Raw genomic sequence first — 15,867 nt, 5'->3', positions numbered from 1 at the left:
AATAGCAGAAATTATGAGGAGGAAACCTGTTGAAATTAGCACCTAAACGATTGAAGGTCGGAGATACGATAGGCATCGTTGCACCAGCAAGTCCGCCCAATCAGGAAAGTTTAACCCGTTCATTTGCATTTTTAGAAAGTTTGGGATTGAAATGGAAACTAGGGAGCCGCGTGAAAGACGTCAATGGATATCTTGCAGGAACAGATGACGGCCGTCTGGCGGATTTAGAAGAGATGTTCGCTGATCCGGAAATCGCAGGTATTATCTGTGCAGGTGGAGGCTACGGATCTGCGCGTTTCGCAGATCGAATGGATTACCAACTCATTCAAGAGAATCCTAAAGTGTTTTGGGGTTTCAGCGACATTACCTTCCTTCATACAGCAATCGCAAACTATACGGATCTTATAACGTTTCACGGACCGATGCTTGCCTCATGTGTAGGAAAAGAGACGTTTCACGACCTATCCGCAAAAATGTTCCGACAGCTTTTTGAACCGATGGAATTGCATTACTCTGAAGCGATTAGTCCGCTAGAAACACTGTCTCCTGGTGTTGCATCTGGTGAGTTGACAGGTGGGAACTTATCGTTACTTGCTAGTAGCATAGGAACGAAGTTTGAGATTCATACAAAAGGTAAACTGCTCCTTATTGAAGATGTGGGAGAAGAACCATACCGTGTCGATAACTTGTTGAACCAGCTACGACTTGCGGGTAAGTTTTCGGATGCAGCAGGTATCGTCATTGGAGACTTTGCAAAAGCGGAACCGAAAAAGGAAATCTCTTTAACGCTTGATGAGGTATTACGCCACTATACAGCGGATCTTGGGAAGCCAGTTGTGAGTGGTTTTAAGATTGGACATTGTGAACCGCATTTTGCAGTCCCACTTGGCTCGAACGCCCGACTGGACGCGGATCAGAAAACATTGACGATTTTACCGGGCGTCGAGTGAGAAGCAGTTCAAATAGGAAAGGGGATCGATGACAATGGAGCAGATGCAGTCAATGTATTCATGTGCAGTACCGGTCGCTACAATCTGGACATCGCCTGAATCTTATAGAGAACTGGATGAAGCAGGCATAGCGAATCCGCTAAGTATGAACAGATGGATTGCAGCGATGACGTTAGAAGAACGTTTTGCGTTGTGTAAAGAGAAGCGAATTCAAAGTCAGCTAGTTTACGGAGAGCCGGTGATTGTGGAATCTGTCCGAAACGGCTGGGCTAGCATCATTGCGGTTTGGCAGCGTTCTACGAAAGATGATCGTGGGTATCCGGGGTGGGTTCCACTCGCACAACTGAAGGAATCGCAACCATTGAACGATCCCGAAGGAGTTGTACGGGTGGATATACCAAAATGCCAGCTGTGGCATTTGGATGGTACTCCGGCACAATTAGTAGTCCCGTTCAATGCGATATTACCAATGATCAAGGAAGACGGTGACTGGGTTTTCGTTGAGACTCCTGACGGCGACCGACTTGTGCGGAAGCAAGACGTTTGTGTGGCCACGTCTGTTCATCATTTAAAAAAATACGCGGCAGCATCAGCGGCGGAACGGGCTGTGGAGTTTCTCGATTTGCCGTATTTCTGGGGTGGTATGTCTTCGTATGGGTATGATTGCTCCGGATTGACATATAACATGTTTAAAGCATGCGGGCTGTTCATCCCAAGAGATGCGAGTGATCAAGCGGTTGAAGGGGAAGGAATTCCATTAGGTGACCCGAATGCATGGAAGCGCGGAGACCTATTGTTTTTTGCAGATGAAGAATCGGGCTATGTAGACCACGTTGGATTTTACTATGGAGAGGGACAGATGATTCACGCGACATCGAGCAAAAAGGGTGCCATAGAATTGTGTGTGCTCTCAGAAACGTCCTATGCTAAACGACTATGTGCAGTTCGCCGATATAGTGAAGAATCAGGAATCCTGTGAGTGACCCTGCATACGTGTATAATAAATGCGTACTCACCGACAGCGGTCAAGGAAAGGAAGATAGAAATGATCGAATCACGAAAAATGAGCGAATCGAGAACAATTCAGACAAAGCTGGTACTTCCTCCAGACGCCAATCATATGGAAACAATTTTTGGTGGTAAAGTTCTCGCATATATAGATGAAATCGCAGCAATTTCGGCGATGAAACATTCACAAACGCCAGTCGTAACAGCATCAATAGACTCAGTGGACTTTTTGTCTTCTGCGGTCGTTGGAGATGTATTAGAGCTAGAAGCAAATATCACTTCAACGGGTCGTACGTCAATGGAAGTATTCGTTATGGTGCATTCATCTAACTTATTGACGAACGAACGCAAACTTACAACAGAATCTTTTTTGACAATGGTGGCAATCGGACCTGATAATCGCCCAACACCTGTACCTAGCGTGATTCCAGAAAGCGAAGGTGAAAAACGATTGTTTGAAACTGCTCCAGCACGACGTCTTCACCGAAAACAACGAATTCAAATGACACACTAACGAGTGCGACCGCTATTTTCCAGCGGTCGTTTTTTAATGTCTTCTAATAGGACTCCCATCTCCAATGAAACCTTCTTCCATGAGAATCCGTATATACAGAAAAAGGGGGATTTTGACAATGAAAGAAACGATGCAAGAGCGTCAAATGGCGCTTACCCTATTAAAAAACGAATCGAATCGGATCAGCAGAAGACTGACGGATGCTGAACAACGATTGCGAAAGGCGACTACAGAACGGAATAGACTGGAACAGCAGCTAACAAAAGAGCAGCGGGATGTCATGAGACTTGGCAAGTTTTCGTTTTTAAATAAACTTAAAGAACTAATGGGATCATTGGATCAGCAAATGGAAAAGGAAATTGCAGAGGCTGCAGCAGCAGAAGTGTCTTTTAATGAGGCTCAAAAACATGTAGATGATTTAACAGAGGAAGTGGCTTTGTTGAAAGAAGCATCCCTCAATCCTGATTATGTGCATCTTCAAGAAGATTGGGATGAATTCCTGCAAGAAAAAGAATTGTGGATTCGCCAGAATGACTCTGCATCCCAAGCGACTTTGCAAAAAATTGCAGATGACAGAGTCCGGGTGCGTGCAATGATCCGCGAGGTAAAAGAAGCACGCGAAGCTGGAGAAAAAGCAGTACGTGCACTCGATAAAGCAATCGATAAACTGAACAATGCAGAAGGCCTGTCGATGTGGGATACGTTTCTTGGTGGTGGACTACTCGTCTCTGCTTTAAAGTACTCGGAAGTGAATAGTTCCGATGACCTTGTTCATCAAGCGCAGCGGGCATTGCGTCACTATGAAACAGAACTATCGGACGTCCAAGAAGCGGCGACTGCATCTTTCCAAGTGAATAAAAACGATATCTTCACATTTACAGACCTGTTTTTTGATAATATCTTTTCCGATTTTGCAGTTCATTCACGCATATCAGAAGGAAAAAGCAAGTTGAATGGTGTTCTCCAAGACGTTCGACATACCCAAGCCCAACTGAACCGAAAGCTGGAGGAGGCAGAGGCTGAACTCGATTCCCTTAATGCGGAGGAAAAGAGTATTCTATTGTCGTAAAACAGCTGGACTAGCAAGAAGGTTTCACGTATTCCAGAAATTCAATACGATTGCCAAAAGGATCGTGGGTGAAAAAGCGAGCGCGTCCTGCAATTGGTGGTTCTTCACTAATTAGGTAGCCTGCATCTTCTAACTGCCGTTTTAGAACAATAAGGCTGTCTACCGTAAAACCTGGATGTGCTTTTTTTGCTGGGACGAAATCAGGCTGAATGCCAATATGAACTTCTTGTGCGCCGCATTGAAACCAACACCCACCACGGGCTTTCAAATTTTCTGGTTTCTCAATTTCCTGCATACCTAGCAGCATTCCGTAAAATGCTCGTGCTTGTTCTTCTGAACCTGGTGGTGCTGCAATTTGAATATGGTCGATTCCTTTGAAAAGGGGTTTCATCGTCATCACATCTCCTTTCATTCACTATACCGTCCCGCACACAGGTTGAATAGTTGGATTATTCTATGACTTGTATTCGGTTTATCTAATGACTGAGCTTATATATAAAAAACCACTTCATATAGGAAGTGGTTAGAGAAATTATTAATGATTTTTGTATGATAGCGCTACTCCTGCAACACTTCCAACTAGAACAAACGCAAACAGTGCAAACATAATATAAATGAACCACATGAAGAAGCCCCTCCTTTACCATGTCATGCCATTACTGTACCATGCTAGGTGGTTTCCGGCAATGTCATTTTACCTAGGAAGATGTGGGATTCCTGTTTCATATTACTTAGTGGAATCATCAGGTGGTAAATACTTGTCAACAGTTGCTGATTGCTGAGCCTGTAGTAAATCACGAATCTCTTTCAGCAGTTCCTCTTTTGCATCAATGGATGGTGTTTCTGCAGGTTGTTCGACTTCCTTCTTCTTAAACTTCGCGAGTAATCGAATGACCATGAAGATTGAAAAGGAAATGATTAGGAAGTCGATAATGGATTGGATGAATACTCCATATGTAATGATCGTTTTTGTTCCTGGGACAGGATATGCTTTTTTAGATAAATCGATGCCACCAGAAATTAGTCCGATTAAAGGAGTAATAATGTTTTCGACAAGTGATGTAACAATCTTTCCGAACGCAGCACCAATGACGACTGCTATAGCTAAGTCAAAAATGTTCCCTTTGAACGCAAATTCTTTAAAGTCTTTCCACATAATAGATACACCCTTCTCTATTAAAAATTATAGCTTACGTAATTTTATTCCTCCTCACCATCAAAGCCAAACCACCTATAGACTGCTAAATCGATGGTGCCATTAGCAAGAAAATGAACACCTTCGGACTCCAATAGCTGGCGCTGTCGATTTCCTTTTTCCTCTGCATTAGTAGGAGTCGAAATCCCACCTTTTGCATTGATGACCCGGTGCCATGGAAGGTTATGACTTGCACTCATGGAGTGGAGCACGCGTACAACTTGACGCGCTCCCCGACGATTTCCTGCAGCCGCTGCTACTTGTCCGTATGTCATGACGTAGCCTGGAGGAATGGATTGGATGGCTTGTATCGTTTTTTCAGTGAATGGATTCACGGATTGTCCTCCTTGTATGCATCATGATGATCAGCGAATGGAAAAGTGGGAGTTAGTTCGTCTTTTATTCATAAATATGGCGTAGACACTTGTTGCAATCAGTAACCAAAATGTACTTGCAGAAATTCCACCGACGATATCGCTTGGGAAATGGACACCGAGATATATGCGGCTAATACAAATCATTCCAATCATGAACATGGCACTCATAACGTACAGAATACGACCTGGCTTTCTCGCATTTCTCCAAAGAATGAATGCAAGAATGATATATAAGCTTGTAGCCATCATCGTATGTCCACTAGGGAAAGAGTAGCCGCTGATTTCAATTAGTCGATTCAGGTCTGGACGTGCGCGTTGGAAGAATAGCTTCAGCACCAAGTTCAGAGCAGCCGTCCCCCCAATCACGATTAGAAACAGGATTGTTTGTGCTTTTTGTCGAAAGTAGAGCAATAAACCTAACGTAATAGCAGAGATAGCTATTACAGCTTTTGTTGAGCCGATTGTAGTAAATACTTTCATCACTTCAGTTAGCCAAGGGGCTTCTGCGCCTTGAACGAAATGAATAATTGTTGTATCAAATTGAACAATGCTTCCATTTCCAATGGAAGAAGCAACATATCCAAAAACCACAGCAAGAATGAGACAGGAAACGAGGGCCGTTATCAATCGACCCGATAATTCACGCATTGATTTCAAACCTTTCTATACTAAGTAGACTCTCACCAATTTTCACTAAGCTGATTATGAATTGCAAGCAATATAGTTAAACTTCTAGAAATGGAGTATTGAAATGATTTTTTTACTAACACTGATGTCTTATCTACTAGGGAATTTTCTACCGGCATTGCAAATGGGAAAACGTTCAGGTAAGACCGTTTTAGCTGAAGGGAGTGGAAATCCGGGAGCAAGAAATACAGGGAGGGTATTCGGTAAAAAAGCATTCTTGCTCGTCTTCTTACTTGATGCGGGTAAAGGGGCATTAGCCGTTTTTATAGCATTTTGGATTGATGGTCGCGCTGATATCGAATTGCTGGCTTTAGCGGCTGTTATGCTTGGTCATTGTTATCCAATTGTTCATCGTTTTAAAGGGGGCAAAGGAGCTGCAACGTTCATCGGTGGCCTGCTTGTCTTTAATCCGATATGGATCCTCGCTATTTTGTTAGGTTTCGCTGTTTTGTATCCGGCAATCAAGAAATTTACAGCAGCTAGTGTGCTCGCCACGATAACGATAGTCCCTTATAGCATTTGGGTAAATGACGCGAAGGTAACTCTGCTCGCATTACTCGTAGTTGGACTGTTGCTATGGACACATCGAGCCGATCTTCAAATCTCAATAGGAAGGAATAAAACAAGATGACCTACTTTTACAGATTGGCAAGGACCAAACAGGATGAAGAACAAATCCATAAGCTGAATTATGAAACGTTTGTTGAAGAAATTCCTCAGCATCTTCCAAATGAAGATAGACGATTGACGGATCAATTTCATAACTCAAATACATATTTACTATGCATGAAAGACTCAAAAGTAATTGGAATGATTGCTGTACGCTCAACCCGGCCATTCTCCCTGGACAAGAAAATTGGTCCCGTGGAGGAGAAACTTTCAACCCCCCCTAGATATCCGGTGGAAATCAGATTACTTTCCATAGAAGCACAATATCGAACGGGACGACCTTTCCTTGGCATGTTGCAAGCACTGGTGAATTGGTGTTTAAAAGCAGGGTATGATGCTGCCGTCATTTCTGGAACTGTTCGAGAGTTGAAGTTGTATCAGCAACTTGGGTTTGTGCCATTTGCAGAGCCTACCGGAACGGCAGAGGCAACTTATATTCCTATGATACTCACTCAGGAAACATACGAAACGAGTGTCGCTGGAAGAATTTCAAAGCCGATGCTGAACTTTTTACCAGGGCCAACTACGACGTCAGAAGCTGTACAAAAATCGTTATGTAAGGATTCGATTTCTCACCGTTCGCCGGCATACTCTCGCTTGCTAAAGTCAGTCCAGGAACAGCTGAAGGCACTTACGGCAGCATGCCATGTCCAAATAATACAAGGGACGGGCACACTTGCAAATGACGTGGTTGCTGCCCAGCTCAAGCGTCTCCCTGGAAAAGGGCTCATTCTCAACAACGGGGAATTTGGTGCTCGCCTATGTGATCATGCCTCCCGATTCGGGTTGCAATTCGATTCTATAGTTAGGGCTTGGGGAGATTTGTTCGATCTTGAAGAAATCGAAGCAGTATTAGATTCCAATGCGTATAGCTGGATATGGTTTGTTCACTGTGAGACGTCCACCGGTTTACTAAACGACTTGGAAACCATTCGTGACTTGTGTTTAGCGCGTGGCGTTCGCATTGCAGTCGATTGTGCAAGTTCACTGGGGACTGTTCCAATTAACTTGGAAGGGGTCGATTTTGCGTCATCCGTTAGTGGAAAAGGTCTCGGTAGTTTTTCAGGATTAGCACTTGTATTTCACGAACAGGACATACAACCCGATCCGGAAATACCACGCTACCTGGATCTTGGTAATTATAGCGCTACAGAAGGAATACCTTATACACAATCCTCAAACCTTCTTCATGCGCTTGAGAAAGCCGTTCTCGCTCTAACTAGTGACCAGGAAAACCATTTTGCTACCATTCGTAAACGTTCCGACACTCTTCGAACATCGATTGAACGGATGGGCTACCAAATCCTTGGACAAGGAATGTCTGCTAGCCCAGGAATTTTAACGCTCATCTTAAATGAGGAAGAGACCGCACATCAGTTAGGAGAAGACTTGTTTTTAAATGGCTATAGAACGCACTATGAGAGTAAGTACTTGCGAGAACGAAACTGGCTACAGCTGGCTGCGATGAATGAAATGAGTGACGATGAAATCAACCGATTTTTAGAAGTATTGAAGCGTTTGACGTCGTTTAATCGGGAACAATCAGGGGAATTAAGCATATATAACTAAAAGGAGAGGATCTACATGCAAGAACTTCATACAACCGAAGAATGGAATGGGATAGTAGAACAGTCTAGTAATGCGCCTGTACTTATCGTTAAGCACAGTATGACGTGCCCAATTAGTGCAGCAGGCTATCAGGAGTTTCAAAACTTTGAGACCGAGATTCCAAAATACTGTGTGATTGTTCAAACAAGTAAGGATGTCTCGCGGAAAATTGCGGAGGATACAGGTGTGAAACACGAGTCCCCTCAAGCAATACTCATAAAGAACGGGAAGGCTGTTTGGTATGCATCGCATTATAATATCCAGCAATCGGCTTTGAAAAACGCAGTCCATGCAAATAGATAAAACGAACAGGCACTCGCAAGTAGCGGTGCCTGTTTTGTTCAACTATGGTAAAATGTGAGTAATTAGAGAGTCTAAAAGGAAGAAGGCGTTGTGATTGCGAATATCAGGAAAAACCGCTGTAATCACTGGTGGAGCAAAAGGAATAGGTGCGACAGCCGCTCGCATTTTTTGTGAGCAAGGTGCTCAAGTTATCATCATCGACTTTGATGAACAGGCTGGTGAAGCGATAGCTCAACAGCTTCATGCTGAAGGAAATGATGCAGCTTTTTTTAAGGCGGATGTAGCAAATGAGCAAGAGGTAAATAATGCGGCAGCTGCCATTATCGAGCAGTTCGGAAAGGTCGACATTCTTGTCAACAATGCAGGGATTACAATGGACGCAATGACGTTGAAAATGGAAGCAAGTGCGTTTCGTCGTGTTCTTGACGTGAACGTTACAGGAGTGTTCAATTGTACGAAAGCTTTTTTACCAAGTATGATCGAAGCAGGTACTGGACGCATTATAAGCACGTCATCGATTGCGGGTACGGGTGGAAACGTAGGGCAAGCCAATTATGCTGCATCAAAAGCAGCAATCATCGGAATGACGAAAACTTGGGCTAAAGAATTCGGTCCTAAGGGCATCACTGTGAATGCCGTGGCACCAGGTTTTATTGAGACAGAGATGATAGAAACAATTCCTGAAAAGATTATTGCTCAGATTCGTCAGATGACGCCTTTTCCACGCTTTGGCACATCAGAAGACATAGCGAATGCGTACTTGTTTTTGGCTTCCGATGAAGCATCGTTCATCAACGGAACAGTTCTTGAGGTTGATGGTGGGATGCTTAAATAATTTGTGTATTCTTGTGAAAACATTCACAAAATATGACACTTAACATATGAATACTCATGACATTCATGCCTATTGTAGTGGGATGTTTCCTTGTACGATTAACGTACTAAGTAACGGCCGAGCAATCGGACCGCTTATCGGGAGGCTGTCATGAGTAAAGAAAAAACAAAACAGCTACACAAAAATGTTGCTCCATTTGCAAAGTCAGATTTGAAGAAAAGTATTATTCAACTTGTCAATACCGTACCACCGCTACTTATTCTATGGTTTGCAGCGTATCAAGCGTTGTCTGTATCCATATGGCTAACACTAGCGATTTGTGTGGTAGCATCAGGATTTGTCGTTCGGACATTCATTATTTTCCATGATTGCACACATGGCTCTTTCTTTAAAAACAAAAAAGCAAATGATATTGTAGGAACGATTACAGGAGTTCTCACGTTGTTCGCATATGAAAAGTGGAAACGTGAGCATGCGATACACCATGCAACAAGCTCTAATCTCGACAAGCGCGGCGTGGGTGATATCTGGGTCATGACGATTCAAGAATATCAAGAAGCGTCCTCTTGGCAACGTTTGGCATATCGTTGTTACCGGAATCCACTAGTTATGTTTGGATTTGGACCGTTGTATCTCGTCCTGATTTCCAGCAGATTCAATAGAAAAGATGCTCGTAAAAAAGAACGCATGAACACGTATCTCATCAATGTTTGTCTCGTTGTACTCTATACAGGTATGATTTTACTTGTTGGTTGGAAAGCGTTTGTTATCGTTCAAGGCGCTACAATGTTCACGGCAGGTGCACTTGGCATTTGGTTATTCTACATCCAGCACACGTTTGAAGATTCGTATTTCGAAGAAGAGACTGAATGGGATTATGTGAAAGCAGCAGTTGAAGGTAGCTCGTATTACAAACTACCGAAAGTCCTTCAGTGGGCAACCGGCAACATCGGTTTCCACCACGTGCATCACTTAGCTCCAAGAGTTCCGAACTATAATTTAGAGATGGCTCATGAATTGACGCCACCACTTCAAAAAGCGACGACAATCGATATGAAAAAGAGTTTGGAATCACTGCGTTATAAACTGTATGACCCAGAGCACAAAACATTTGTAACCTTCCGAGGGATTCAAAAAGCAGCGAAATTAAAAAATGTTTCCATTGAGTTGAAACCTAAGAAAACTACGTTTGACACGAAATAATGCAGACCACTGGCCATCTCATCAAGAGATGGCTTTTTTACTTTTTAACCGGTACACTAAAGATAAATGGAATGGAATGGGAGGGATACAGATGAATAGTTGGTATAATTTGTTTCCTCGATATCCATGGTTAAGCATCTACATCTGGGTCATTTTCTGTGTACTGCCCTTTTTCTTTATCTTCAGAACGTCGGAACCCATTAATATTGCAATAGGTATTTCCATGGTGTTTTTATATTTACTATGTTATCGTTTTTCGTTTAAATCTCAGAGCGGACTTGTTTACATGTGGCTTGCGTTTGAAATGGCGATAAACATTGGGCTGACGTTGTTGTTCGGTTACGTGTACCTAGCTTTATTTACAGCTTTTTTCATCGGCAACATCAGACGGCCTGTTGGTTTTTTCATAATGTATGGCATTCATATTGCGCTGACAATCAGTGCAATCGTTGCAGGATTCTTCATCGAGATAGAATTGTTTTTACCGCAAGTCCACTTTCTAATTCTGACGCTAATTGGTGTTGTTCTACTTCCTTTCAACTTGTACAATCGTAACAAGCAAGAGAAATTGGAAGGTCAGTTAGTATATGCACAAGAACGTATATCTGAATTGACTGTGGTAGCAGAGCGACAACGAATTGCACGAGATCTCCATGACACGCTAGGTCAAAAACTATCGCTCATTGGACTTAAAAGTGATTTGGTAGGAAAACTGATTACACGTGATCCTGAACGTGCTGCACGAGAGTTACAGGACATTCGTCAAACTGCGAGTATTGCACTCAATGAGGTACGGGAACTCGTTTCTAATATGCGAGCAGTGCGTCTTTCCGAAGAATTAACTAGAGTTCATCAAGTACTGCGTGCGGCTGAAATTGAACTCACTGTCGTAGGAGAGGCTACCTATCAAGAAATCACCCCGATAGTGGAAAATGTATTAAGTATGTGTTTGAAAGAAGCTGTAACGAATGTAGTCAAACATAGCTTTGCGTCTAGTTGTACGATTACATTTCATCCCGTTGCGGAGGATTTTTCAATTACAGTAGCAGATAATGGAATCGGATTATTAGAAGGCGCAGATGCTCTACCTGGAAACGGTCTAAACGGGATGCGAGAGCGATTGGACTTTGTGAATGGAACGCTTCATATCCAAAAGGAACAAGAAGGTGGAACTGCATTGACGTTCGAGATCCCATCTATTTTAAGACATATCGTAAAGGAGTGAGAGGTACATGATACGGATTGTGTTAGCTGAGGACCAAGGCATGTTACTTGGAGCACTCGGCTCGTTGCTCAGTTTAGAAGATGATATGGAAGTTGTTGGGCAAGCTAGAAACGGAGATGAGGCAGTAAATCTTGTTCAAGAATTACACCCGGATATTTGTATAATGGATATCGAAATGCCGGTGCTAACGGGTCTGGAGGCTGCCGAAAATTTACGTGCTGAACCGTGTAAAATTGTTATTCTGACTACATTTGCTAGAGCTGGCTATTTTGAGAGAGCACGAAAAGCCGGTGTTCGGGGCTATTTACTAAAAGATAGCCCAATAGAAGAACTGGTTAGCTCGATTCGAACAATCATGGCAGGACGTCGCATTTACGCACCTGAACTTGTTGACATTGCCTATGGTGATGATCGAGAAATCGAAAGTCCGTTGACTGAACGAGAAGCAGAAGTACTGGAATTGATAGCTGACGGAAAAACAACGAAACAAATTGCGAATGTCTTACACTTAACGCCGGGTACTGTGAGGAATTACATCTCCATTATTTTAGACAAAATGTCTGCAGGCAGTCGAATTGAAGCTGTAAAGCGTTTCAAAGAAAAAGGTTGGTCCAAAGGACAATAATACACGTAACCATTTATAGGAGGGTTTTCATGCAGGAAATAGAGAGATTGATGACTGATTTTCCACTAATTAGTCAGATGGCAAACAAAGAAGAGGTCCTATGGAAGAATCCTCATCTTACAACTACAGCGGCAGCACTCAAGACCTCGGATTTGACGTCGGCCGATGTGAAAGAGGCATCGAATCGACTGAAACGATTTGCACCATTTTTTGCAGATGTCTTTCCAGAAACGAAAGCCAACGGGGGACTTATTGAATCTCCCTTAACCGAGATTCCAGTCATGAAGGAGCGTCTGATTGGTGAGACTGGCATCCATTTTGGAGGCACCTTACTCATCAAACAAGACAATGCGTTACCTGTATCTGGATCTATTAAAGCACGAGGTGGGTTTCATGAGGTGTTAAAACATGCTGAAAAGTTAGCAGTAGAACACCATCTTCTTAAGACAGAGCAAGATTATCGTCAGTTTTCAGAGCCACAATTCAAAGAGTTGTTCGCTGCCCATAAAATTGCGGTAGGTTCGACGGGTAACCTTGGATTGAGCATTGGGATCTTGAGTGCTGCACTTGGATTCAAAGTGACTGTTCACATGTCAGCTGATGCAAAACTTTGGAAAAAAGAATTACTCAGAAGCAAAGGAGTTACTGTCATTGAATACGAGGATGACTACAGTAAAGCCGTAGAAGAAGGGCGTCGTGAAGCTGAACAGGATCCAATGTGCCATTTTGTAGACGATGAAAATTCACGTGCCCTATTTCTCGGTTATGCAGTTGCAGGTGAACGGATTGCTGCACAGCTTGCAGAACAAGAAATCGTGGTAGATGAGGCGCATCCTCTGTTCGTCTATTTGCCATGTGGCGTAGGTGGTGGACCAGGTGGTGTCGCATTTGGTTTAAAGTTGATGTTTGGAGATGCTGTTCACTGCTATTTTGCAGAGCCTGTCAGCGCACCATGCATGTTACTTGGAATGATGACAGAGTTACACGACAAAATTAGTGTACAAGAAATAGGACTAGACAACAAAACAGTTGCAGATGGACTAGCAGTAGGTAGACCGTCAGGCTTTGTTGGAAATGTCATGAAACCTTTTCTTGAAGGGATTTACACCGTGCAAGACAATACATTATTTGGATTGCTCCGCATGCTTGCAGATGCAGAATCGATTTATGCAGAGCCATCTGCACTTGCAGGAATGATGGGTGCACTTCACACTGTATCTTCAGGTGTAGCGGATGCGAAATCGAGTGGAGCGCGGCATCTTGTCTGGTCTACTGGTGGTGGAATGGTACCTGAAGACGTGATGGAAGATTATTATAAAGAAGGCGGAAATGTCGAATTATTTCCCGGGAAATCGACAAAAAGTGCAGAATAACTCATCGACAGTTAACGTTCAATTGAAACGTTAACTGTTTTTTTATACATCAAAACGGATGGATATTAGAGCCTCATATTCGTTTGAAAGTTCATGCCAAGGGGAATAAATAGTGAAGATACTTAACAATTTTAACTGGAGGATGAACAATTATGAACTCCCCTGTTACTCAAGCGATGGATAACCAAAAAGATCAACCTCATTCTACAATGCCTGCTGCAAAGTGCGTAACAGAATACGATACTTTACGTCGGGTCGTTTTGTGTGAACCTAAATATATGGCGATTAAAGATATTATCAATGATGTGCAAAAGAAATATAAAGATGAAAATATCGATCGTAAGAAAGCGATGCAGCAACATGAAGAGTTTGAAGCAAAGCTGAAAGAGCACAATGTAGAAGTCATTAAACTACCTTCTTCAGAGCGATATCCGGAGCAAGTATTCACCAGGGATATTGGATTTACACTTGGTGATCGGCTATTTCTTGCTGATATGGCAAGTGATATTCGTAAAGGAGAAGAAGCAGCTCTTCAAAATTGGCTTTTACAAGAAAACATTCCTTTCCGAGTTTCAGAAAGCAGGGTGGAAGGCGGAGATGTGATTGTAGACCGCAATCGTGTGTTTGTAGGGATTAGCAGCCGGACGAGTGAAGAGTCTGTGCTGCATTTAGAACAAAGCCTCCCGGATCACGAAGTCATCCGAGTACCGTTCAATGAAAAATATTTGCATCTCGATTGTGTATTTAACGTGATTTCTCCCGAGATCGGACTATACTTTCCCGAAGCATTCGATGTGGAAACGCGCAAGAACCTAGAGTCGATGTACAATCTTATCGAAGTTAACAAAGAAGAACAATTTACGATGGGCACGAATGTATTGTCAATTGGAGGAGGGCGCCTGTTCAGTCTGCCACAGAATCCCCAGGTCAATGAGGCGATGCGTAGTAAAGGTTTCGATGTAATTGAAATCGACTTCTCTGAAATTATTAAATCGGGTGGCTCATTCCGTTGCTGTTCAATGCCAGTAGTACGAAACGATTAATTGGAAAAGCCGTTACTTATTTTTGAGGAGCGGCTTTTTACAATTGTTCCAATTGGGATTCAACGACGAGGAGGGTATTCAATGGAAAAAGTAATTTATCTTGTAAATCATGGAGAGGCAGAAGGAAATACAGCTCAGGATTCATTAACAGCTGAAGGCATTCTACACGTATCTGAACTTGCACAGTTTTTAGAACGTTATCCAATTGAGCGGATTATTACAAGTCCTTTGATGCGGGCAAGGCAGACAGCAAACGAAATTGGAGACAAACTTGGTATTCATACTGAGGAGGATAGCAGATTAGCTGAGCGACAAATGAACTCACAAGTATTTGATGATTGGTTGTTGAGAGTGGAAGATACATTTTTAGATTTGAATCTCTCATATGAAGATGGTGAGACATCGAACGAGGCGATACATCGAGCGTGTGAAGTCATCGACGAACTACCAGACACTAACCATACCGTACTAGTTACGCATAGCTTATTACTTGTGTTGCTCATGCGCTGTTTTAATGAGCGCGTTGGGTTTGAAGAGTGGCAAGCAGTTAAGCATCCAGATGTCTATGAATTGAGATTGACTGAAGCTGGTGCACAGATCACCCATTTGTGGGAACATGTCTGAACAAGAAGAGAGCGTCCAATAATTTTTTTGGATGCTCTCTTCTTGTTTGTTTATATTGGGGGAAGATGCTGTGCATTTTAAATATGTCATTGAAGCAACAGAAGTGCTCATAAAAGTGGGAAAGTGCTCATAAAGCATGGGAAGTGCTCATAAAAGTGGGAAAGCGCTCATAAAGCAAGGGAAGTGCTCATAAAAGTGGGAAAGTGCTCATAAAGCATGAGAGGTGATCATAAAAGTGGGAAAGTGCTCATAAAGCATGGGAAGTGATCATAAAAGTGGAAAAGTGCTCATAAAGCATGGAAAGTGATCATAAAAGTGGGAAAGTGCTCATAAAGCATGGGAAGTGCTCATAAAAGTGGGAAAGCGCTCATAAAAGCATGAGAGGTGCTCATAAAAGTGGGGAAAGTGCTCATAAAGCAAGGGAAGTGATCATAAAAGCAGGGAAAGTGCTCATAAAGCATGAGAGGTGCTCATAAAAGTGGAAAAGTGCTCATAAAGCATGAGAAATGATCATAAACCTAGTCCACATAAACATCCACAAATAAATCACAACCATCTA

Annotated in this window: 18 protein-coding genes; 14 read left to right on the top strand and 4 right to left on the bottom strand. The window is 42.7% G+C overall.

The genetic code is table 11. The annotated features are described in order from the left end of the window. Positions 1–29 precede the first annotated feature (29 nt). The 4 genes from N693_RS0100740 (at position 30) to N693_RS0100725 (ending at position 3,541) form a co-directional block, all read left to right on the top strand. Positions 30–950 carry an LD-carboxypeptidase gene (locus N693_RS0100740; RefSeq protein ID WP_025782887.1) on the top strand — a complete coding sequence of 307 codons (921 nt, stop codon included), beginning with the start codon at positions 30–32 and terminating at the stop codon, positions 948–950. Positions 951–984: 34 nt separating this feature from the next. Beyond that, a complete protein-coding gene (locus tag N693_RS0100735; RefSeq protein WP_025782886.1) occupies positions 985–1,929 on the top strand; it encodes a C40 family peptidase in 945 nt (314 codons plus the stop codon). Positions 1,930–1,995: 66 nt separating this feature from the next. Further along, positions 1,996–2,472 (top strand): acyl-CoA thioesterase, encoded by a 477-nt coding sequence (locus N693_RS0100730; RefSeq protein ID WP_025782885.1) that lies wholly within the window; start codon positions 1,996–1,998, stop codon positions 2,470–2,472. 118 nt (positions 2,473–2,590) lie between these two features. Next, complete coding sequence (locus tag N693_RS0100725) at positions 2,591–3,541, top strand: hypothetical protein (protein WP_025782884.1); 951 nt, start codon at positions 2,591–2,593, stop codon at positions 3,539–3,541. A gap of 10 nt (positions 3,542–3,551) precedes the next feature. Here N693_RS0100725 and N693_RS0100720 read toward each other — a convergent pair whose 3' ends face one another. The 4 genes from N693_RS0100720 to N693_RS0100700 all read right to left on the bottom strand — a co-directional run bounded on the left by N693_RS0100720 (position 3,552) and on the right by N693_RS0100700 (position 5,761). After that, a complete protein-coding gene (locus tag N693_RS0100720; RefSeq protein ID WP_371257540.1) occupies positions 3,552–3,953 on the bottom strand; it encodes a VOC family protein in 402 nt (133 codons plus the stop codon). 315 nt (positions 3,954–4,268) lie between these two features. Then, positions 4,269–4,697 carry a large conductance mechanosensitive channel protein MscL gene (mscL, locus tag N693_RS0100710; protein WP_025782882.1) on the bottom strand — a complete coding sequence of 143 codons (429 nt, stop codon included), beginning with the start codon at positions 4,695–4,697 and terminating at the stop codon, positions 4,269–4,271. A gap of 44 nt (positions 4,698–4,741) precedes the next feature. Beyond that, positions 4,742–5,071, bottom strand: coding sequence for an MGMT family protein (locus N693_RS0100705; protein ID WP_025782881.1), 330 nt, complete (start codon positions 5,069–5,071; stop codon positions 4,742–4,744). Positions 5,072–5,101: 30 nt separating this feature from the next. Next, on the bottom strand, positions 5,102–5,761 hold the full coding sequence (locus N693_RS0100700) for a phosphatase PAP2 family protein (protein ID WP_025782880.1): 660 nt from the start codon (positions 5,759–5,761) through the stop codon (positions 5,102–5,104). 103 nt (positions 5,762–5,864) lie between these two features. Between N693_RS0100700 and N693_RS0100695 the strand changes: the two genes are divergently transcribed. From N693_RS0100695 to N693_RS0100650, 10 genes are all read left to right on the top strand, one after another. Next, positions 5,865–6,431, top strand: a complete 567-nt coding sequence (locus N693_RS0100695; protein WP_051508657.1) for a glycerol-3-phosphate acyltransferase — start codon at positions 5,865–5,867, stop codon at positions 6,429–6,431. Then, positions 6,428–8,038 (top strand): aminotransferase class V-fold PLP-dependent enzyme, encoded by a 1,611-nt coding sequence (locus tag N693_RS0100690; RefSeq protein ID WP_025782878.1) that lies wholly within the window; start codon positions 6,428–6,430, stop codon positions 8,036–8,038. The genes N693_RS0100695 and N693_RS0100690 overlap by 4 nt, the downstream gene beginning before the upstream one ends. A 15-nt stretch (positions 8,039–8,053) precedes the next feature. After that, on the top strand, positions 8,054–8,380 hold the full coding sequence (ytxJ, locus tag N693_RS0100685) for a bacillithiol system redox-active protein YtxJ (protein ID WP_037592462.1): 327 nt from the start codon (positions 8,054–8,056) through the stop codon (positions 8,378–8,380). Between the two features lie 94 nt (positions 8,381–8,474). Next, positions 8,475–9,215, top strand: coding sequence for a 3-oxoacyl-ACP reductase FabG (fabG, locus tag N693_RS0100680; protein ID WP_025782876.1), 741 nt, complete (start codon positions 8,475–8,477; stop codon positions 9,213–9,215). 150 nt (positions 9,216–9,365) lie between these two features. Next, complete coding sequence (locus tag N693_RS0100675; RefSeq protein WP_025782875.1) at positions 9,366–10,418, top strand: fatty acid desaturase; 1,053 nt, start codon at positions 9,366–9,368, stop codon at positions 10,416–10,418. A 91-nt stretch (positions 10,419–10,509) separates the two neighbouring features. After that, positions 10,510–11,643 carry a sensor histidine kinase gene (locus tag N693_RS0100670; RefSeq protein WP_025782874.1) on the top strand — a complete coding sequence of 378 codons (1,134 nt, stop codon included), beginning with the start codon at positions 10,510–10,512 and terminating at the stop codon, positions 11,641–11,643. A gap of 7 nt (positions 11,644–11,650) precedes the next feature. Then, positions 11,651–12,268 (top strand): response regulator transcription factor, encoded by a 618-nt coding sequence (locus tag N693_RS0100665; RefSeq protein WP_025782873.1) that lies wholly within the window; start codon positions 11,651–11,653, stop codon positions 12,266–12,268. Between the two features lie 29 nt (positions 12,269–12,297). Then, positions 12,298–13,641, top strand: a complete 1,344-nt coding sequence (locus N693_RS0100660; RefSeq protein ID WP_025782872.1) for a D-serine ammonia-lyase — start codon at positions 12,298–12,300, stop codon at positions 13,639–13,641. Positions 13,642–13,850: 209 nt separating this feature from the next. Further along, positions 13,851–14,684, top strand: coding sequence for a dimethylarginine dimethylaminohydrolase family protein (locus tag N693_RS0100655; RefSeq protein ID WP_037592476.1), 834 nt, complete (start codon positions 13,851–13,853; stop codon positions 14,682–14,684). A gap of 81 nt (positions 14,685–14,765) precedes the next feature. Continuing rightward, complete coding sequence (locus tag N693_RS0100650) at positions 14,766–15,308, top strand: histidine phosphatase family protein (RefSeq protein ID WP_025782870.1); 543 nt, start codon at positions 14,766–14,768, stop codon at positions 15,306–15,308. Positions 15,309–15,867: the final 559 nt, after the last annotated feature.

Source organism: Sporosarcina sp. D27, from assembly GCF_000586555.1.
Classification (GTDB): Bacteria; Bacillota; Bacilli; order Bacillales_A; family Planococcaceae; genus Sporosarcina.
The sequence above is the reverse complement of the archived record's forward strand: the minus strand, read 5'-3'. Positions and strand labels throughout refer to the sequence as shown.